This is a genomic window from Rhizobium terrae, from assembly GCF_003425685.1.
Classification (GTDB): Bacteria; Pseudomonadota; Alphaproteobacteria; order Rhizobiales; family Rhizobiaceae; genus Neorhizobium; species Neorhizobium terrae.
On the sequence record NZ_QJKM01000012.1, the window covers coordinates 73,060 to 91,135 of the forward strand.

An 18,076-nucleotide genomic window follows, 5' to 3' on the forward strand; every position below is an offset into this window, starting at 1 on the left:
GAGCATCTCCTTTTATACTCGAAATGAGTATATCCGGCGCAAATAGATATTCTCGATTCGAGTTTATGTCAATTGCGTGAAAGCGGAAGTTTCGAACCGGCGAGAGCGCGTTCTTCCAGAACGGCATAACGATAGCGGAAAAGCTTGGCCGGCCGCCCGCCGGTCTCGCTTGTCGTCTCGCCGGTTTCCTCGATCAGTTCCTGCTGATCGATCAGCCGGCGGAAGTTCGGTTTGTGCAGCGTCAGGCCGGCGAGCGCTTCGACCGTGCGCTGCAATTGCAAAAGCGTAAAACTTTCCGGCATCAATTCGAAAACCACCGGCCGGTATTTGATCTTGGCCCGCAGCCGCGCGATCCCGGTTGCCAGAATGCGGCGATGATCGGCAAACATCTCCCGTCCCTGACCATCGTGGGCCGGCGAACCGGCCTCGGTGACCAGCCCCGCTTCGTACATCAGCTCGTAGCGTTGGAGGGTCAAGTCCTCGTTCCACGCGGCTCCCTCCAGCCCGAAGGTGAAATCGACGCGACGCTGGCGATGCTCCCGTCGGGCCGGCTCCGCGGCCACCCAGCCTTGCAAGCCTTCAACAATGCAGGACAGGACATCCGGTCGGCCTCTGCGATGGTCCTCCCAAGGGAAATATTCGTACCAGCCATGCCATCCGGGGCTTCTCGCGCCAGGGGCTGCCTGCTCGCGTACGAGGCCCAGATAACTGATGGAAATGGTTCGCACCTCGGCATTCTCACGAGTTCGGTCGCGATCCGCGAATGTATAAAGCTGCTCGAGATAGCCGACGGGATGGCCCGTCTGATCCCGCACCCACTCGCGCAATCCCGCCTGAAGGCTTCTGTGCTCCAGTTCGAAAGGGCCGGAGGGGAGGGCGTTGCCGGACCGGACGGTCATCACGCGCGGCTCGTCCCCGGTCACGGCTGAAAGAACTGCGATCAGTTCGGCATGCGCAAGTCCGGTGGTCAAGAAAACTCCAGAAGTCGGTGGCGAGCCGGGAGGTCGGCTCTTAGCCGCATTCTATCCCGAGCGCTGGGCTTTTTGCCAGCATGATCCGCAGGTTACGATGCCGGGCGTGGGTTTTGCCAACGGCCGGATACGCTTGTCCCGCATTGCTCGGTTTCACCGTCAGACATTCAACGAAATACGGGTTCGGATGATGGTACATTAACCATTTGTTAACCATATCGGAGCTACACAAGGTCAACGATTTGTTTACGTAGATGACCAAAGTGCTAACAGACGCTCGCTCGATCCGAATCAAGGGCCGTTCCTTTCTGGCGGTCGTCCTTTCTCCCGATCTGCCTGTCGACGAGTGGTTGACCAGGCTCGACGACCTGGCATCCCGCTCCGCCGGCTTCTTCCTGGGACGGCCGGTCGTGCTCGACGTGACGGACCTGGAAATCAACCGCACGCAGTTGATGGAACTCATCGGCGAGCTTTCCAACCGCAATGTCAGCATCATGGGCATCGAGGGCGCTCGCCCTTCGATCCTCGGACCCGGCATGCCACCCGCCTTGAAGGGCGGCCGGCCGGTTTCCGACGAAGCCGTCGCCAAGGAACCGATCATCGAATTGCGCAACAGCGACGTGAAGCCGGCAGCGCCGGAAGCTCGTGCGGTGCTGCAATCCCTGGTCATACGGGAGCCGGTACGCTCGGGCCAGTCGGTCATATTCCCGGAAGGCGACGTGACGGTCATCGGGTCGGTGGCATCCGGCGCCGAAATCATCGCCGGCGGATCGGTGCACATCTACGGCGCCCTGCGCGGCCGCGCCATGGCAGGATCGATCGGGAACACGGCAGCGCGGATCTTCTGCCGCAAGCTGGAAGCCGAGCTGGTGGCGATCGACGGTATTTACAAGATGGCGGAAGACATGGCCCCGGGCCTGCGCGGACAACCCGTCCAATGCTGGCTCGAAGGCGAAGCAATCATGGCAGAGACACTTATCTGAGCCGAGGCGGGCCAGCAAAGGAGACCAAGATGGGGAAGGTTATCGTAGTTACGTCGGGCAAGGGCGGCGTCGGCAAGACGACATCGACCGCGGCGCTAGGCGCCGCCCTGGCGCAGAGAAACGAGCGCGTCGTCGTCGTCGATTTCGACGTCGGACTGCGCAATCTCGACCTGGTCATGGGTGCGGAACGGCGGGTCGTCTACGACCTGATCAATGTCATTCAGGGCGAAGCCAAGCTCTCCCAGGCGCTGATCCGCGACAAGCGGCTGGAAACACTGTTCCTGCTGCCCGCATCCCAGACTCGAGACAAGAACAACCTGACGGCCGAAGGTGTGGAACGCGTCATCACCGAATTGAAGCGTGTTTTCGACTGGGTGATCTGCGACAGCCCTGCCGGCATCGAAAGTGGTGCGACCCATGCGATGCGCCATGCGGATGTCGCCGTTGTCGTCACCAATCCGGAAGTCTCGTCGGTACGCGATTCCGACCGCATCATCGGTCTCCTTGACGCCAAGACTGTCAAGGCCGAACGTGGCGAACGGATGGAGAAGCACCTGCTTCTGACCCGCTACGACGCCAGCCGCGCCGAACGCGGTGACATGCTGAAAGTCGATGACGTTCTGGAGATCCTCTCCATCCCGCTGCTCGGCATCATTCCCGAAAGCATGGACGTCCTGCGCGCCTCCAACCTCGGCAGCCCGGTTACCCTGGCCGACGCCCGCAGCGCCCCCGCCATGGCCTATTTCGATGCGGCACGCCGGCTGGCCGGTGAAGCCCTGCCGATCACGATCCCAGGGGAAAAGCGAGGCATCTTCGACAAGATTTTCGGAAGGAAGGCCGCATGAGCATTTTCGGTCTTTTCCGCAAACAGCAATCCGCACCCATGGCTCGCGAGCGCCTGCAGGTGTTGCTTGCCCATGAACGCGCGTCCGCCAGCACCGATCTGGTAGCTGTGCTCCGCGAAGAAATCCTGGCGGTGATCGCCCGGCACGTGGAGATCGACAGCGACAAGGTTCATATCAAGATCGATCGCGACGAAAACGTTTCGATCCTCGAGATCGACGTCGAAATTCCTCTCGCCGCGACCGCTCAGGCGGCCTGACGAAGGTTATGAACCCTGATGACCGCTGCCCGTAAACACGCCGAGGCAGCGGTCTCCATGCTTTGTGTTTCTGCGTACTCCGCATTGCAAATCATCATGGCGACACCTTCTCAACGTCGCCGCAGCCTCGATCGAAGCAGGCGCGCGCCGTGGGCCGTCAGCTTGGCGTGGGCTCTATTCGTTTGGCATTCGGTCTGCGCAGGTTGAAAAGATTGCCCGCAAGGATCAGTCCCGCGCCAGCCGCGGTGAAGCTGTCGATGGCCTCGGCATAGAGAAGATAACCCAGGAGAGCCGACAACGGCACCCGCAGATAGTCCATCGGCATCACGACGGTCGCTTCGGCCAGAGACAAGGCTCTAGCCATGCAATAATGCGCAAACGTGCCTGAAAAAGCGATCAGCAGGATCCATGGCCATGTTGCCAGGGACGGCCAGATCCAGACCTTCAGTGCCGGAATCAATCCGATGACGGATTGAATGATCAGCATCCAGAAGATGATCTTCGTCGCACTGTCCGAGCGCGTCAGAACCTTTGTGGTAATGAAGGATATGGCGAATACGAAAGCAGCCCCCAGCACAATCAGATGACCGGGGTTGATAGGAGCAGCGCCAGGCCGCAGGATCAACACCACGCCCACCAGGCCGAAGCCGATCGCAACGCTCTTGCGCCATGTCAGCCGCTCGCCAAGGAACATGGCAGCCATGAGGGCCGCCCATATGGGCGCGGTGAACTCGATGGCGATCACCTGCGCCATAGGGATCAACGTGAGGCCCATCAACCACGCGAATTGGCCGATATAGTGAGCAACATTTCGGCCTATATGACTTGGCAGAATGCCGGTTCGCATCGCCTTGAGGCCGCCTTCGCGATGAACCAGAGGCAGCAGCATGAAGAAGGCGAGGACGGAGCGCATCTCCATCACCTGGAAAACGTCGATCTCCCGCGTTATGGCCCTGCCCGACACAGCCATGAGCAGGAGCAGCGCGATGGAGACTATCATCCATACGGCGGCTCTTAGGTTCGACTGGGCCTTTTCCATATGCCTTCCTTTTGAACGCGCGGCATCAAGAAGGCACCCGGCGAACAGTCATTGCGGTACGGTCTGCACTTGAGCGGGCGTATACGACGGAACGTCCATCGTTGCATCCGAAGAGTCGGATAGGATCATCGGAAAAGCGGCGGCGTAACCAAGTTGTCACGCCGGTTCATTTTCCACCGCTGCCGCACCATCCTTCCGCAGGGTTCCTTATTGCTGAAATTCGAACGCTCGCGACGAAATATAGCGCTGTTCGGCAACGCTAGCCTTGAGATAGTACTGAAAAGCTTGAAAAATCGAGGCCGGCGATGGCTTATATCATTACGGAACCCTGCATTGACGTGAAGGATGGCGCCTGCACCGCTGCCTGTCCCGTGGACTGCATTTATGAGGGCGGGCGGATGTTCTACATCCACCCCGACGAGTGCATCAACTGTGGCCTCTGTCTTTCCATCTGTCCCGTCGATGCGATAGCCTACGACGAGGAGGCGAGCGAGGCACAGATGACGTTCATTCCGGTGAACAGGGACTATTTCGGACCGGAGGTCACCGGTCTCGGCTCCCCCGGCGGTTGGGACAAGAGCCGTACCAGAAGCATGGATCACCCGGTCGTCGCGGCAACGCCTGTGCGCCCGGCATCTCACCAGGCCGCCCAGCTTCCGTAGTAGGCACGGGCAGCGGCAATCAACTTGCCGCACCGCTCCCGCTCCACGATCAGGCGAGGGAGATCAGCTTTGGCCTGTGCCAGCAATTCGGTCCTGGCCGCGTCGAAATCGACATGGAGAAGCCTGCCGTCCAGCATGATTGGATGGCCCGCGACATAAATGGCCTTTGCATGGCGGGCGGCCATGCGGTTGAGCAGCACTTCCGCCTCATCGAGATCATCGAAGATACTGTCTGCGATCAAGGCGCCATAATCGACAACGGTCATGTCCCCGGCCGGAGCATTGACGACCGTCCTGCCCGTATGGGTCGCGGCGTCGAAAATATCCGCCGCCGTGAAACTTCTTTCCAGCTCGCGCCCCCCATGCAGGAAGTAGAGAAGGCGCATTTCGCGCCAGAGGTCCTGGTCATCGTCAAAAGCGCTGCCGTCGAGGCCGATGCCGAAGCGAAGACCGCCTTTGACGGCATCTGCAAGCGGTGCGATTCCGGAGCGAAGGCGCAGGTTGGCGGCAGGGTTGGAGACGAGCTGAACGCCGCGTTCGGCCAGCAGCTCCCATTCGTCGAGCCGAAGCTGAACACCATGGGCAACGGCAAGGCGTGGAGACAGGAAGCCAATTTCGTCGAGATAGCGAACGATACCTTGCGGAAAACGCCGGTCCAGCCACGCGCGCTGCCGCGGGCTTTCCAACAGATGCATGTGGATGCGACGGCTGTTCAGGGCGGAGGCTTCAGCGATCGCTTCGAGCAGCGCATTGGAGCACCATTGCGGGCCGACCGGGCCATATTGAACATCGACCAGCGCACTTGTGTTGGCGGCCGCAACTGCCTCCACGGCGGCAAGCTGTTCGTGGAAGGAGGCATAACGGGGTGCAAACGGTGAAAGAGCCTGCCAGTCGGCATCGCTCATAAACGGCTTCAATCGTTCCGGCCCGCCGTCATAGGCCCAGGCATCGTGGTCGAGAAGCGGGCAGGAGAGGCCGAGGCGGATGCCCACATCCGTTGCCGCGCGGATCACGTCCAGGGCCTCGTCGACCATCCGCCCCGCATTCAAGGAATTATGGCAATGGATCGTCGCACCGACACCGGTTTTGGCAAGTCGTCCAAAAGCAACCAATGCCTCAAGATAGGCATCGGTCCGCGGCCGGAGCCGCATCGTCGGGATCCAGGTCTCCAGCGCGTCGTCGAGGCTACCAAAATCCAGCGTGCGAATGCCATAACCATGGTCATGAGCGTTGACCGGCATGGGCAGGACCAGATCGCCGGAAACGAGAGGGATCGTGGAGGCGGAAGAGGGAAGGGCGCTTCGCGCACCCGTGCCGCGGAGTGCCTTTTCTTTTCCCGGTCTCAGCAAGACGCGAATGTCCGGTTGGCCGCTCACCGCTTGATGACCTCCGCGATCTGATTGCTGAATTTTTCGAGATCGGCACTCATGGCCTCGATCACGGCTTCGGTCGCATGCGTCAGTTGCCGGTTACGAGGTGCCACGATGCCGACTTCCATGTTCTGCAGGCGGGAGCCGGCGATCGGCAGCGCAACCACCTCGCCCGCCTTCAACTCCTTCAAGAGACCGAGCGGCGTGAAGAACGCCACGCCTTCGCCGGAGAGGATCAGCGGCTTCAGCATCATCTGATTGTTGGTGGCGACGAAGGTCCGGCCGACCCGATCGAGGGAAGCGAGTTCGACGGCGATCATCGAGCTCATGACCTCGTTGTCGAGCTGCAGCAGCAGCTTGAACTGGGCGCATTCCTGCAGGGTTACGGTCTTCTGGCGGGCAATCGGATGGTGTTTTGCGACCATCACCATCAGCGGCATCCGTACGCCATGCACCAGCTTGATGTCGTGCGGCCGTGCGAGATCGAAGGTTATGCCGATATCGCAGTCGCCCTCGGCGACAAAGTGGAAGATATTGTTGAAGTTGTCGGCCCGGATACGGAAATCGACAGCGGGGTTCTTGCGGTGAAAGCCGGCAACGAATTCCGGCATGAACTGCACAGCGAGACTATCGAGGCAGGCGATATGGACCCGGCCGGTGCGCTTGCCCTGAAGGTCGCCGAGATCGGATTTCATGATCTCGTATTGCTGCATGGTCTCCTTGGCATGCTTCAGCACCACCTTGCCGGCTGCGGTGAGGCGAAGGCCATCGGAAAAGCGCTCGAATAACGGCGTCCCGAGTTCATCCTCGAGCTTGCGGATCTGGCGGCTGACAGCCGATGTTGCCACATGCAGTTCCTCGGAAGCCTTGCGGATCGAGCCGGAGCGCGCAACTTCGACGAAATATTTCAGGATACTGGCGTGCATCATCGTCCCCCGAGATCCTGAAATTCATACCATGCCTACCGACCCTGCCAAACCGGCGCGCGTTTTTCGCGGAAAGCCGCAACCCCTTCAATGGCATCTTCACTCTGAAGCGCGCGGATCAGCGCGGGAGTGCGCAATCCTTGAGCTTCCGCGGGGCTGAGATGGCCTGTACGATTAACGGTCTGCTTGATCGCCTTGAGCGAAAGCGGAGCGCAGGCGATAATTTCCTTTACCCATTTTTCGACGGCGGCATCCAGTTCTTCAAAAGGTACCGTCTCGTTGACGATGCCAAAGGCCTGCATTTCCGCCGCGGCGAACTGTCGGCCAGTCAGCATGACCGCCATCGCCTGATTGTGGGGAATTTTCCGCTGCAAGAGGACCATGCCCCCATCGAGCGGCATACGGCCGACACGCGCTTCCGGCAGGCCGAATTTCGCAGTCTCGGCGGCAATGACGATATCGCAGCCGAGCACCATCTCGAAACCGCCGCCAAGCGCATAACCGTTGACCCGAGCGATCACCGGTACGTCCAACGACTTGCGGAAGGCGATACCGCCAAAACCGTTGGCGCGGCTTTCCGCCCAATATTCAAGGCCTGTCTTCGTGGCGCCGCCCTTCAGGTCGGCGCCGGTGCAGAAGGCCTTAGCCCCGCTGCCGGTCAGGACGACGCAGGAAATGTCGTCGCGCGCTTCGATCTCCGTCCAGATAGCGTCTAATTCCTTCTCGGTCGCAGCATCGACCGCATTCATACGTTCCGGTCGGTCGAGCGTGACCCGCGCCACCCGGTTCTCGACGGAAAATCCAACCGTCATGCCGCGTCTCCGCGCCTGGTTTCGAGCAAGGCCAGGATCTCGTCATTGTGCTGGCCAAGCCGCGGTGGCGAGATGCGCACTGAAACCGGCGCGGCCGACATGTCGATCGGCGAGCCGATCAGGCGGATTGGTCCGGCGGCGGTTTCACCTGCTTCGAGGATCATCTTGTTGATGACCGTCTGCGGGTCCTTCAGGGCTTCGGCGATGTTGCGCACCGGAGCGCAGAGAATATCGACGCCTTCCAGCCGCTTCAACCAATAGGCATTGCTGTTTTTCGCGAAATTCTCGCGGAAGATCGCCTGCAGTTCCGGGCGGTGCGCCATCTGGGAATCGAAGTCCTTGTAGCGCTCCTGCACCGACAGGTCCTCGATTTCCAGCGCCTTGCAGATGTCCTGCAACGGGTTCTGCTTGAAGGCGCCGACCATGACGATCGCGCCGTCCGTCGTGTCGAACACGCCGGTTAGCGGGAAGGCGCCCCAATTCAGGTCCTTGTCGCGCATCATGTGTGCCGCACCTTCCTGCATCTGCATGGCGAGCATGGAATTGTAGAGGCTAACTGCCACCTGCTGGCCTTCGCCGGTCTTTTCCCGCTGCAGCAGTGCGAGCAGAATACCCTGCACGAGATGCATGCCGGCGGAATAGTCGGCGAGCGGCGTCGCGTAGATCGAGGTCGGGTGCGTGCTGTCCGACTTGCGGCGCATTACCCCCGAAAGCGCCTGTGCAAGGATGTCCTGCCCGCCCTTGTGTTGATAGGGGCCGGTAAGACCGAAGCCGGTTCCGACCGCGTAGATCAGCCGCTTGTTGATCTTCTTCAGGTCTTCGTAACCGAAGCCCATCCGCTCCATGACACCAGGGCGAAAATTGTTAACAACCACATCGGCGCTCTCGATCAGGGAGAGCACGGCGTCCCGCGCTTCCGTGAGCTTCAGGTCGAGCGCGAGGCTCTTCTTGTTGCGGTTCAGCGAGCAGAAGACCGGGTTGTTGAGCCCGTCCGGGTCCGAACCGAGCGACCAGCGGGAGAGATCGCCGATCTTCGCCTTCTCGATCTTGATGACCTCGGCGCCATAGTCGGCTAGCGTCTGAGTGCAGCAGGGGCCGAGCATGACCTGCGTGAAGTCGATCACGCGGATGCCGTCGAGTGGGAGAGATGTCATTCCGCTGCCTCCAGGAATGTTGCATTGTCGGACGGGATGTCGCCAGGATCTGCACCCTGCGCCCGCATCTGTTTCTGGATCGCGCGAATATCGGCTTTCCGAACGGTGGTTCCAGCATTGAGCGCCACGGTCGCGGCAACGCCCGCCGCTTCGCCCATCGCCATGCAGGGCGGGATTTCACGGCTCGATTTCTGCGCCTGCGGCGTTGCCGAATAGTGTCGGCCGGCGACGATCAACTGGTCTACCTCGCGCGGCAGCATCGAGCGATAGGGCGTATAATAATCGCGGCCGCGGCAGACGGTGTCGGAGAAGTGGATGCGGTTCATCACGTCGTCCTTGGTGACGACATATTCACCTTCCAGCAGGCGGGTCTGGCGCACGCCGGTCTGCGGCGCGAAATCCACCACATAGGCCTTCTCGAATCCCGGCATCTTTTCGCGGACGAAATCGAGCAGGTTCTGGATTCGGCGACGGCCTTCCAGCTCCGCCTTGGTCAGGTCTTCCGTCTTCAGGCCGGAAAGGTTCGGCATATGCGGGCAATTGAGCCAGACGACGCCCGGCAGCGGGGTCTTCAGCCACCAGAAGGACCAGCAGCCGCCGATCAGGCGTTTTGCCTCGTGATCGACCTTCTTGAAGGCTTCCGGCTCTTCGAATTCGAAGCGTTCGGCGGCATCCGTATCGACACCGCCCCAGCGGGAGACGGTGGTCAGGATGAAGTTGGATTCCACATGCGAGGCGCCGGCGGAGGCAGCGACGTCGAGGTCGCCCGTCGTATCGATCACGACATCGCCCATGATGGCTTCCATGCCGGACTTGGTCTGGCAAATGACGCCCTTGATGGTCTTGCCTTCCATGATCGCGGACGAAAACCAGCTATGTGTGCGCAGCTTCACGCCGGCTTCGGACAGCACGTCATAGGATGCGCGCTTGAAACCATCCGGATCGAAAGCGGCCGAAAAGCAGATCGGGTGCGGCATGGACTGGGTGTGGAAATCGAACAGGCCCCAGCGCGCCCAGCGCCGCCAGGCTTCCGGCGTCTCACGGATGTCGAGTTCGCGGTCGCGGCCGGTCGGCGTGACGCAGAGATCCCATTTCTTCATTCGCTCGATCATTTCCATGCAGATGCCCTGCACGGTGATTTCGAGCTGGTTGATCATGTCGTCGAGCACCAGCACCATGCCGCCGGCGGCAAGCCCGCCGACATAAGGATAACGTTCGAGCAGCGTCACCTTCGCGCCGTTGCGGGCTGCGGAAACTGCCGCCGAAATGCCTGCCGGTCCTCCACCGACGACAACCACATCGGAACGGTCCACCACTGCGACGTCGCGCGCCGCCTGAAAAACAGTCTGTTGCATTGGTTCAAACTCCCAAGAACCGGATGAGCTAGCGGGCCGCTCAGTGCGAGCCGGTCGGCTTCCAGCGGATCATCCGGGCTTCGACGATCGAGACGATGAAGAAGAGGACAACCGCAAGGGCCGCGGCGATCACGACGGTCGCGTAAAGCAGCGGCGAACGGAAATTGTAGGTTGCTTCGATAATGACCGCGCCCAGCCCGAAGCTGGAACCGATCCACTCGGCGACGATGGCTCCCATGACGCTGCTGGTCGCGGCGATCTTCAAGGCCGCAAACAGGAACGGCATGGAACTCGGCAGCCGCACCTTCCAAAGGATTTCGCTATTGCTGGCCGAAAGAACCCGCATCAGGTCCAGCATGGCCGGGCTCGCGGATTTCAGGCCCTGCACCATGTTGACCAGCGTCGGAAAGAAGCAGATCAGGCCGGCGATGATGATCTTCGGTGCAAGTCCATTGCCGAAGATCAGGACGAGGATCGGCGCGAGTGCGATGATCGGGATCGCCTTGATGAAGACGGCGATCGGATAGAAGGCTTTTTCCGCCGTCGAACTGTGCACGAACCAGATCGCCAGCAGGATCGCAACGAGATTGCCGAAGAAGAAGCCGAGCACCGCCTCAAGCAAGGTCGGCAGCGTGTTGGTCCAGAGGATGCCGGCATTCTGCTCAAATGCATGGGCGACGTCGATCGGGCTCGGCGCCATGAAGGCCGGGACCTTGAAGAACCAGACGACCAGTTGCCAGAGAACGACGAGGCCGATCGCCGCCGAGATCGCCGGCATGTGTTTGGCAAGGACGCCCGCGGTGGCATCGAGAAACGCGATCTTGCGATGCGTATCGACCCTTGACGAGATGACCTGGCTCATAGGCATTCCTCCAACAGCCCACGCAGGTGCGCAGTCACCCTGATGAACTCCACCGTGTCGCGCACGGCAAGCGAGCGCGGGAAGGGCAATTCCACCTTCATGAATTCCTTGACCCGGCCGGGATGCGCCTGAAGCATCAGGACGTTTTGACCGAGGAAGGCGGCTTCTGGAATGGAATGGGTGACGAACAGGATCGTCGTTCCCGTTTCCTGCCAGACGCGTAGCAGCTCTTCATTCAGACGGTCGCGGGTGATCTCATCGAGCGCGCCGAATGGTTCGTCCATCAGGAGGATACGCGGTCGCGTGATCAGCGCGCGGGCGATCGCTACGCGCTGACGCATGCCGCCGGAGAGTTCGTGAGGGAGTGCATTTTCGCGCCCCTTCAGGCCGACCATGGCGAGCAGCTCATGCGGGTCTGCATGATCGCCGCTCTGGGCATGTTTGCCGACTTCCAGCGGCAACCGGACATTGTCGAGCACGGTGCGCCAGGGAAGCAGCGTTGCGTCCTGGAAAACGAAGGCAAAGTCGCGGCCTTCGCGCGCTTCCCGCGGACTGCGGCCAAACACGGAAATCGACCCGTCGCTGATATGGACAAGATCCGCCACGCATCTCAAGAGCGTCGATTTCCCGCAGCCGGACGGCCCGAGCATGGTGACGAAGGCACCTTCCGGAATTTCTACGGAGACATCGGACAGTGCGGTGAATTCGTTGCTCCTGTCGCCGAACCGGACAGAGAGATTCCTGATCGAAACCGCCGTGGCGGCCGGCTCGGTGCGTGGAACGCTCGGCATCAGCTTTGCGGCTCCCAACATGGCGATTATCCTACCTGTTTACGGATGTCTTTGGTTGCTTCGAGGATGGAGAAATTCGCGACATCATCCACTGTCGGCACCGCACCCTTGAACTGCTTGAGGTCGGCATAGGCCTTGATCTGCGCCGCCCAATTGTCCCGGTTCATAGTGCCCCAACCGGCGGACTTGGTCGTGTCACCGAAGGAGAAATCGACGCAGGGGCCAACGGCACGCAGTTCGCTCGACTTGTCGAGGATCGGGTAGGCGGAGCAGAGCATGTCGACCGCCTCCTTCTGATTGTTCCGCACATAACCCCACCCCTTTGCGGCGCCGCGGGTAAAGCGTTCGAGAACATCCGAGTGTTTGTCGATTTGCTCGTCGGTCGTGTAATAGACGTTGGCGTAGAGCTGCAGGCCGCTGTCCCATAGCATCATGTCGACCCGATTGTCGCCGAGCACGTCGAGCGCGTTGACATTGGTGAGCCAGCCGGTAACGGCGTCGGCCTGGCCGGTGATCAGCTGATTCATGTCCGAACCCATGTTGACCATCTTCACCTGGTCTTCCGGGATGCCGTTCTTGGCGAGAAGGGCGCGAAGCAGGATGAAGGCGGTCGGCTGGGTGGCAATGGTCTTGCCGATCATGTCCTTCGGCGTCTTGATCGCCTTATTCTTCAGCGAAAAATATGTGAATGGATGTTTCTGGTAGCCGGAGAGGAAGGCCTTGACCGGCATGCCTGCCGAGCGGGCCAGCATCACGGATGGGCTGGAGGAAATCTGGCCAGTCGCTGATTGGCCGGAAGCGACACCCGCGACGCCATCAACGCTTGGGCCGCCCGGAACGATCTCGAGCTCAATACCCTGTTCCTCGAAGAAACCCTTCTTGATGGCTGCGACTTCGCCGAGCACGCCGTTCGAAACGAGCCAGCCGAGCTGCATGCGCACCTTAGCCGTATCCTTGGCCTTGCCGGCACGGATGCCGACAAAACTCGATGTCGCGGCAAGACCGCCCAAGGCAGCCGCATTGGATATGAAACGACGGCGATTCATCGGAAAATGAGACATTTAGTTCCCCTGTTGGCCTTGTAGCCGTTCTGTTTTCGCTTGAAAGAGCCGGTCTCGTCGCCGGATTGAACAGAGGATGGCGCAAGGAGGCGTTCTAATAAAGAACAATATTTAGGACTGAATGTTGCCGATATTAGAACGCGCGATCTGCTGAGGGGCGATCAGCAACTTCGGCGGGGATGAATTTGCATCCGAGATGCGATTCGTCTCCTTCGGGATTGCCACGACATTTCCACGACGATCTCGAATTAGTTCCATAACTTACCTTACGCGATGCCGCCTTCACAAGGGGGTGGGTTCAAGGATGAAGTGCGACATGCCGGTGATTGCCATGGCTTCGCCTTGTGGAGATCCAATCAATTTTCGGCTGCCAATAGCCGATATTTTTGTCGTCGCGGATGGAAGACAGGACCTGCCAGCTATCTTCATCCCGGCCGCATTGCCTAAAGCGCGACCAGATGACCGGGGGAGATCTCGCGATATTCCCGTGGCTTGACGGCGTAGTCCGCGGGCCGGATCGGGCTTTTCAGCTCGTCGGCAGCGGCTGCGCGCTTATCGCGCCGGCGGTCGGGATCCGGAACCGGCACGGCTGCCATCAGCTTCTTCGTATACTCGTGCTGCGGATTGCCGAATACCGAGGCGCGCGGGCCGATCTCGACGATCTCGCCGAGATACATGACTGCGACGCGATGGCTCACCCGCTCGACCACAGCCATGTCATGGCTGATGAAGAGGAAAGCGAGATTGAGGCTCTGCTGCAGGTCGAGCATCAGGTTGATGACCTGCGCCTTGATCGAGACATCCAGTGCCGAGACACTTTCGTCGGCGACGATCACTTTCGGCTGCAAGGCAAGCGCCCGGGCGATGCAGATGCGCTGTCGCTGGCCGCCGGAGAATTCGTGCGGATAACGGCTTGCCATGTCCGGCGCCAGACCGACCTTGCGCAGCATGTCGGCGACGACTTCTTTCGCCTCCTTCGAGGTCCCCATCCTGTGTTCAAGATAGGGTTCGGCGATTGCCTGGCCGACGCTCATGCGTGGGTTGAGCGATGCGAACGGATCCTGGAAGATCATCTGCACGGATTTGCGCATCTCGCGCATTTCCCGCTTGTCGAGCGCGAGCATGTCGCGCCCCTCTATAGTGACCGAACCCGATTCTGGCTCGATCAGCCGCATGATGGCGCGGCCGGTGGTCGACTTGCCGCAGCCGGATTCGCCGACCAGCGAAAGCGTCTCGCCGGCAAAAAGATCGAAGGAGACGTTTTCCACTGCATGAACGCGGCCGCTCAGGCGTCCAAACAGGCCGGAATGTATATCGAAGCGTTTGGTGAGGCCTTTCACTTGTAAGATTGGTTTTTCTCTGGCGACCGTGTCCGCCACTTCGACCGGCGTGTCGGATAAGCCGGTCGCATTGTTGACAACGGGGAAGCGTAGCGGCCGCTGGTATTTCTGCATCGAACCGAGCACCGGTACAGCAGCGAGAAGAGCACGCGTATAAGGATGCTTGCCGCGATGGAAAATGTCGGCGGTCGCGCCGGTCTCCACTTGTTCACCACGATACATGACCACGGTGCGGTCGGCGATCTCGGCGACGACGCCCATGTCATGGGTAATGAACAGGACGGACGTGCCCTCCTCGTCCTGCAGCATCTTGATAAGGTCGAGGATCTGGCCCTGGATGGTTACGTCGAGGGCGGTGGTCGGCTCGTCGGCGATCAGCAGCTTCGGCTTCGACGCCAAGGCCATGGCAATCATGACGCGCTGCCGCATGCCGCCGGAAAAACGGTGCGGATATTCGTCGAAGCGTGAAGCGGCCGACGGAATACGAACCTTTTCAAGCAGTCGGATCGTTTCAGCCTTCGCCTCGGCTGGAGACATGTCCTTGTGGCACAGAAGCGCCTCGGAAATCTGGTCGCCGATGGTGAAGAGCGGGTTGAGGCTCGTCATCGGTTCCTGGAAGATCATCGAAACTTCGTTGCCGCGTACCTTGCGCATCTCTTGTTCGGGAAGCGCGAGCAGATCGCGGCCGCCGAGCAGGATTCTGCCCTGAATGCGGCTCACGCCTTCCTGCAGGAGCCGCATGATGGACAGTGAGGTGACGCTCTTGCCCGAACCGGATTCCCCGACGATCGCCACCGTTTCGCCCGGCGCGACCGTGAAGGAAACGTCGCGCACGACCGGCTTCCATTCACCGTCGACGTTGAACGACGTGGTCAGATTCTCGACCGAGAGGACCTGAGCGGGTTGGACGACTTGTGCTTGTGAGTTGGCCATGACCGTTCCCTTCTTGTCGTTATGTCGCTTCCGGACTTAGTCCGGCCAGCGCAGCAGGCTGTCGAAACGGTGTTTGCTGCGATATTCGAGCGGGGTCGCGATGATCTCGTTGGACGCGCGTGCCTTGTCGAGTTCTTCCGAAAGGCGCGTCGCGACGATCTTTTCCTGGCCGGGATGCAGGTTGCACGGGTCAAGGTAGAAGTAGTTGTGCTCTACCTCGTGATCGCGGACGATCACCGGCATGCTGCCGCGGCCGAGTGCGGCGGCGAGATCCCAGGCGGTGATATGCGCTTCCGGCGGCGAGACGATCACCCGCATGCGGTCGAGCGGATTGTTGGTCGGGTCCGGCTCGATCAGCGCCGTAATCCCCGGGCGGCCGTCCAGCGTCTGCTTCCAGAGGTTCAGGTAGCCGGTTTCGCGCTCGCGGATGCCCACATGGTCGCGTTTCTCCCAGGCCTCCAGCGCCGCCATGACGCCATAGACGCTTTCCTTGCCGACCTTCATGCCGCGGCCGATCCCCATGTTCTGCAGAAAGGCGTTGCGGACGAGTTCCTTGCTTCCGGCGACAATGCCCGAGGTCGGGCCACCCAGGAACTTGTGGCCGGAATAGAGCGCGATATCCGCGCCCTGTGCCAGAAACAGTTTCAGGTCGTATTCGGAGGCGGCATCGACGATGACCGGCACGCCTCTGGCATGAGCGATCTCGACGAATTCGGTGAGATGCAGCAGGCCGTAGTCGACGACGTGATGTGACACGACGTAGACGGCGGCGGCGGTCTTCTCGGTGATGGCCTGCTCCATGTGGTAGCGATGCGTCGATGTGGCCTGGCCGATAAGGACAACCTTGCCGCCGGCCAGCCGGATCGCCTGGTCCACTGGCGCCCCATAACTCACCACATGCCCCATCTGAACGATGACCTCGCTCTTTTCCGGCGTCACATCCGGCAGTTTTTCGATTGCCAGAAGATTATTGCCAGTGATCGCGCCCGCAACCGCAAGACTGATGCCGGAGGAGCAGGAAGCAGTGACGAAACCCGCCTCCCCACCCGTCAGCCGGGCGATGACGGCGCTCGCCTTGCGCTGCAGGTCGTTGATCTCGACGAATTGCGGCAGGATCGCCGCCATCGCCTCGATCGCCTCCGGAACGACGATCGAAGCCCCAAGGCTGGTCATGGTGCCGGAAACATTGATGACCGGACGCAGGCCGATCTTGGTGCGGATATCATCGGACATTCTGTCTCTCCACAATGCTGGCCAGCTTCGATTTGCCATCGACAACTATGCCATAGTAATGTAATAGCCTCTCGAAATCATACGCGGAGCCCCACGAGGAATATCGAGTTGGACGCCAAGACTTCATCTGCAGCATTTCCCGAAGACGCCTCGTCCTCCGAGGAAACCGAAGCCAAGGGGGTGCGCCGCTCGCGTGTGAGCGGCATCGATCGTGCGCTGCAGGTGATTGATTATCTTTATGAAACGGGCGCGCCCACCGGCGCCTATGCGATCGCCAAGGCGGTGAAGGCGCCGCTTTCCACCGTCTATGTCATCATCGACGACCTCGTCGAAAAGAACATGCTGGCTCGCAATGCGGACGGTTCGATCTGGCTTGGCGCGCGGCTTTATCATTACGGCCTCGCCTATGCCCGATCGTTGGATTTCATGAGCGTCGCCACCCACGAAATGCACGATCTTTGCCGCCAGGCGGGCGAGACCGTGCAGGTCTGCGGCCGCGACGGCGACTACATGCTGGTGCTCGCCATGGCGGATGGTCCGAGCCATTACCAGGTCGCCTCCCGCGTCGGCACCCGGGTGCCGCTCAATTGGACGGCCTCCGGCCGGCTTCTCGTCGGCCATCTGCCCGAAGCCGAGCGGATCGAACTGTTCAAGCGCTGCGCCCGCACTTCGCCGACCGGCCGTGCCGAGATAGACGCTCGCACGTTGTCCAATTCGGCTGGCAAGGCTTTTGAAGATCGGCTGTCGATCCAAGTCGCGGAGTCTGATTATGCGGTGGCCTGCATCGCGTCGCCGGTCTGCGATCGGGACGGACATTGCGTCGCGACCATTTCCATCGTGCTGCCGGAACAGAAGGTCTTTTCCGACGAGAGCCACTACGCGGAGCACGTGCGTGCTTCCGCTCAGCGGATCGAAAAGCTGATGGGTTGGCGCAACCACTGATCCCTGCCCTTCCTTAGTCGTTGAGCGAGACGATCGCCTCGATCTCGACGGTGATATTGCCGGGAAGCGAGCCGAAACCGACAGCCGAACGGGCGTGCTGGCCCGCTTCACCGAAGACTTCGATAAAGAGATCCGAGCAGCCGTTGATGACACTCGGATGATCCTCGAACTCCGGCACGGCATTGACCATGCCAAGCAGCTTCACCACCCGCTTCACCCGGGAGAGATCGCCAAGCGCCTCGTGCATGACGGCCAGCAGATTGATGCCCACCAGACGTGCATGCCGATAGGCGAGTTCGACGTCCACATCGCCGCCAACCTTGCCCGCATAAAGATAGCCGCTCACTTCGCGCGGCCCTTGGCCGGAGAGGTAAAGCATGTTGCCTTCCAGCACATGCGTCACGAAATTGGCAATCGGCGGAGGTGACGGCGGCAGGGTGATGCCGAGCGCGATCAGGCGATCGTAAGGGGTTTGTGCGGCGGGTTGCAAACCTTGGGCGGCTTTTGCTGGAGACGTGTTCACGTAAACTCCTGTCATGC

General features: G+C 60.6%; 18 protein-coding genes. 5 read left to right on the forward strand and 13 right to left on the reverse strand.

Going from position 1 to position 18,076, the window contains the following annotated elements:
• Positions 1 to 68 precede the first annotated feature (68 nt).
• Entirely contained in the window at positions 69 to 971 is a 903-nt protein-coding gene (locus DMO26_RS22160; RefSeq protein WP_117194338.1) for an NUDIX hydrolase, read from the reverse strand.
• Between the two features lie 254 nt (positions 972 to 1,225).
• Between DMO26_RS22160 and minC the strand changes: the two genes are divergently transcribed.
• From minC to minE, 3 genes are read left to right on the forward strand one after another with little or no spacing between them, the layout of a single operon-like run.
• Positions 1,226 to 1,954, forward strand: coding sequence for a septum site-determining protein MinC (gene minC, locus DMO26_RS22165; protein WP_117194339.1), 729 nt, complete (start codon positions 1,226 to 1,228; stop codon positions 1,952 to 1,954).
• Positions 1,955 to 1,983: 29 nt separating this feature from the next.
• On the forward strand, positions 1,984 to 2,799 hold the full coding sequence (gene minD / locus DMO26_RS22170; RefSeq protein ID WP_117194340.1) for a septum site-determining protein MinD: 816 nt from the start codon (positions 1,984 to 1,986) through the stop codon (positions 2,797 to 2,799).
• The gene (gene minE, locus DMO26_RS22175) at positions 2,796 to 3,056 is read left to right on the forward strand and encodes a cell division topological specificity factor MinE (RefSeq protein ID WP_117194341.1); all 261 of its coding nucleotides are present in this window, start codon (positions 2,796 to 2,798) and stop codon (positions 3,054 to 3,056) included. Before minD ends, minE begins: the two co-directional genes overlap by 4 nt.
• Before the next feature lie 157 nt (positions 3,057 to 3,213).
• Here the strand turns inward: minE and DMO26_RS22180 are convergent, their stop codons facing one another.
• A complete protein-coding gene (locus tag DMO26_RS22180; RefSeq protein WP_162895023.1) occupies positions 3,214 to 4,095 on the reverse strand; it encodes a DMT family transporter in 882 nt (293 codons plus the stop codon).
• Between the two features lie 305 nt (positions 4,096 to 4,400).
• Here DMO26_RS22180 and fdxA point away from each other — a divergent pair, with 305 nt between their 5' ends.
• A complete protein-coding gene (gene fdxA / locus DMO26_RS22185; protein ID WP_117194343.1) occupies positions 4,401 to 4,757 on the forward strand; it encodes a ferredoxin in 357 nt (118 codons plus the stop codon).
• On the opposite strand, the gene DMO26_RS22190 is transcribed toward fdxA, so the two are convergent.
• From DMO26_RS22190 to DMO26_RS22235, 10 genes are all read right to left on the reverse strand, one after another.
• A complete protein-coding gene (locus DMO26_RS22190; protein ID WP_226951385.1) occupies positions 4,733 to 6,133 on the reverse strand; it encodes an amidohydrolase family protein in 1,401 nt (466 codons plus the stop codon). The two genes, fdxA and DMO26_RS22190, sit on opposite strands and share 25 nt — an antisense overlap.
• A complete protein-coding gene (locus DMO26_RS22195) occupies positions 6,130 to 7,053 on the reverse strand; it encodes a LysR family transcriptional regulator (protein ID WP_117194477.1) in 924 nt (307 codons plus the stop codon). The genes DMO26_RS22190 and DMO26_RS22195 overlap by 4 nt, the downstream gene beginning before the upstream one ends.
• 35 nt (positions 7,054 to 7,088) lie before the next feature.
• Entirely contained in the window at positions 7,089 to 7,865 is a 777-nt protein-coding gene (locus DMO26_RS22200; RefSeq protein WP_117194344.1) for an enoyl-CoA hydratase-related protein, read from the reverse strand.
• On the reverse strand, positions 7,862 to 9,019 hold the full coding sequence (locus DMO26_RS22205; RefSeq protein WP_117194345.1) for a CaiB/BaiF CoA transferase family protein: 1,158 nt from the start codon (positions 9,017 to 9,019) through the stop codon (positions 7,862 to 7,864). The genes DMO26_RS22200 and DMO26_RS22205 overlap by 4 nt, the downstream gene beginning before the upstream one ends.
• Positions 9,016 to 10,374: an FAD-dependent oxidoreductase gene (locus DMO26_RS22210; protein ID WP_117194346.1), complete on the reverse strand. Its 1,359-nt coding sequence runs from the start codon at positions 10,372 to 10,374 to the stop codon at positions 9,016 to 9,018. Before DMO26_RS22210 ends, DMO26_RS22205 begins: the two co-directional genes overlap by 4 nt.
• 40 nt (positions 10,375 to 10,414) lie before the next feature.
• The gene (locus DMO26_RS22215; protein ID WP_117194347.1) at positions 10,415 to 11,236 is read right to left on the reverse strand and encodes an ABC transporter permease; all 822 of its coding nucleotides are present in this window, start codon (positions 11,234 to 11,236) and stop codon (positions 10,415 to 10,417) included.
• Positions 11,233 to 12,048, reverse strand: coding sequence for an ABC transporter ATP-binding protein (locus tag DMO26_RS22220; RefSeq protein WP_117194348.1), 816 nt, complete (start codon positions 12,046 to 12,048; stop codon positions 11,233 to 11,235). The genes DMO26_RS22215 and DMO26_RS22220 overlap by 4 nt, the downstream gene beginning before the upstream one ends.
• Before the next feature lie 5 nt (positions 12,049 to 12,053).
• On the reverse strand, positions 12,054 to 13,088 hold the full coding sequence (locus DMO26_RS22225) for an ABC transporter substrate-binding protein (RefSeq protein ID WP_117194349.1): 1,035 nt from the start codon (positions 13,086 to 13,088) through the stop codon (positions 12,054 to 12,056).
• 443 nt (positions 13,089 to 13,531) lie between these two features.
• Positions 13,532 to 15,361 (reverse strand): ABC transporter ATP-binding protein, encoded by a 1,830-nt coding sequence (locus DMO26_RS22230; protein WP_117194350.1) that lies wholly within the window; start codon positions 15,359 to 15,361, stop codon positions 13,532 to 13,534.
• Positions 15,362 to 15,397: 36 nt separating this feature from the next.
• Positions 15,398 to 16,594 carry an aminotransferase class V-fold PLP-dependent enzyme gene (locus tag DMO26_RS22235; protein ID WP_117194351.1) on the reverse strand — a complete coding sequence of 399 codons (1,197 nt, stop codon included), beginning with the start codon at positions 16,592 to 16,594 and terminating at the stop codon, positions 15,398 to 15,400.
• A gap of 102 nt (positions 16,595 to 16,696) precedes the next feature.
• Between DMO26_RS22235 and DMO26_RS22240 the strand changes: the two genes are divergently transcribed.
• Positions 16,697 to 17,536 carry an IclR family transcriptional regulator gene (locus DMO26_RS22240; RefSeq protein ID WP_117194478.1) on the forward strand — a complete coding sequence of 280 codons (840 nt, stop codon included), beginning with the start codon at positions 16,697 to 16,699 and terminating at the stop codon, positions 17,534 to 17,536.
• A 13-nt stretch (positions 17,537 to 17,549) separates the two neighbouring features.
• Here the strand turns inward: DMO26_RS22240 and DMO26_RS22245 are convergent, their stop codons facing one another.
• Positions 17,550 to 18,074 carry a RidA family protein gene (locus tag DMO26_RS22245; protein WP_117194352.1) on the reverse strand — a complete coding sequence of 175 codons (525 nt, stop codon included), beginning with the start codon at positions 18,072 to 18,074 and terminating at the stop codon, positions 17,550 to 17,552.
• Between the last annotated feature and the right edge of the window lie 2 nt (positions 18,075 to 18,076).

Bases quoted from the DNA above. Each gene is read 5' to 3' on its own strand.
- DMO26_RS22225 (WP_117194349.1), bottom strand. From the start codon at position 13,088: ATGTCTCATTTTCCGATGAATCGCCGTCGTTTCATATCCAATGCGGCT.
- DMO26_RS22230 (WP_117194350.1), bottom strand. From the start codon at position 15,361: ATGGCCAACTCACAAGCACAAGTCGTCCAACCCGCTCAGGTCCTCTCG.
- minD (WP_117194340.1), top strand. From the start codon at position 1,984: ATGGGGAAGGTTATCGTAGTTACGTCGGGCAAGGGCGGCGTCGGCAAG.
- DMO26_RS22205 (WP_117194345.1), bottom strand. From the start codon at position 9,019: ATGACATCTCTCCCACTCGACGGCATCCGCGTGATCGACTTCACGCAG.
- DMO26_RS22180 (WP_162895023.1), bottom strand. From the start codon at position 4,095: ATGGAAAAGGCCCAGTCGAACCTAAGAGCCGCCGTATGGATGATAGTC.
- DMO26_RS22245 (WP_117194352.1), bottom strand. From the start codon at position 18,074: ATGACAGGAGTTTACGTGAACACGTCTCCAGCAAAAGCCGCCCAAGGT.
- DMO26_RS22235 (WP_117194351.1), bottom strand. From the start codon at position 16,594: ATGTCCGATGATATCCGCACCAAGATCGGCCTGCGTCCGGTCATCAAT.
- minE (WP_117194341.1), top strand. From the start codon at position 2,796: ATGAGCATTTTCGGTCTTTTCCGCAAACAGCAATCCGCACCCATGGCT.
- DMO26_RS22215 (WP_117194347.1), bottom strand. From the start codon at position 11,236: ATGAGCCAGGTCATCTCGTCAAGGGTCGATACGCATCGCAAGATCGCG.
- DMO26_RS22210 (WP_117194346.1), bottom strand. From the start codon at position 10,374: ATGCAACAGACTGTTTTTCAGGCGGCGCGCGACGTCGCAGTGGTGGAC.
- DMO26_RS22200 (WP_117194344.1), bottom strand. From the start codon at position 7,865: ATGACGGTTGGATTTTCCGTCGAGAACCGGGTGGCGCGGGTCACGCTC.
- DMO26_RS22195 (WP_117194477.1), bottom strand. From the start codon at position 7,053: ATGCACGCCAGTATCCTGAAATATTTCGTCGAAGTTGCGCGCTCCGGC.
- minC (WP_117194339.1), top strand. From the start codon at position 1,226: ATGACCAAAGTGCTAACAGACGCTCGCTCGATCCGAATCAAGGGCCGT.
- fdxA (WP_117194343.1), top strand. From the start codon at position 4,401: ATGGCTTATATCATTACGGAACCCTGCATTGACGTGAAGGATGGCGCC.
- DMO26_RS22220 (WP_117194348.1), bottom strand. From the start codon at position 12,048: ATGTTGGGAGCCGCAAAGCTGATGCCGAGCGTTCCACGCACCGAGCCG.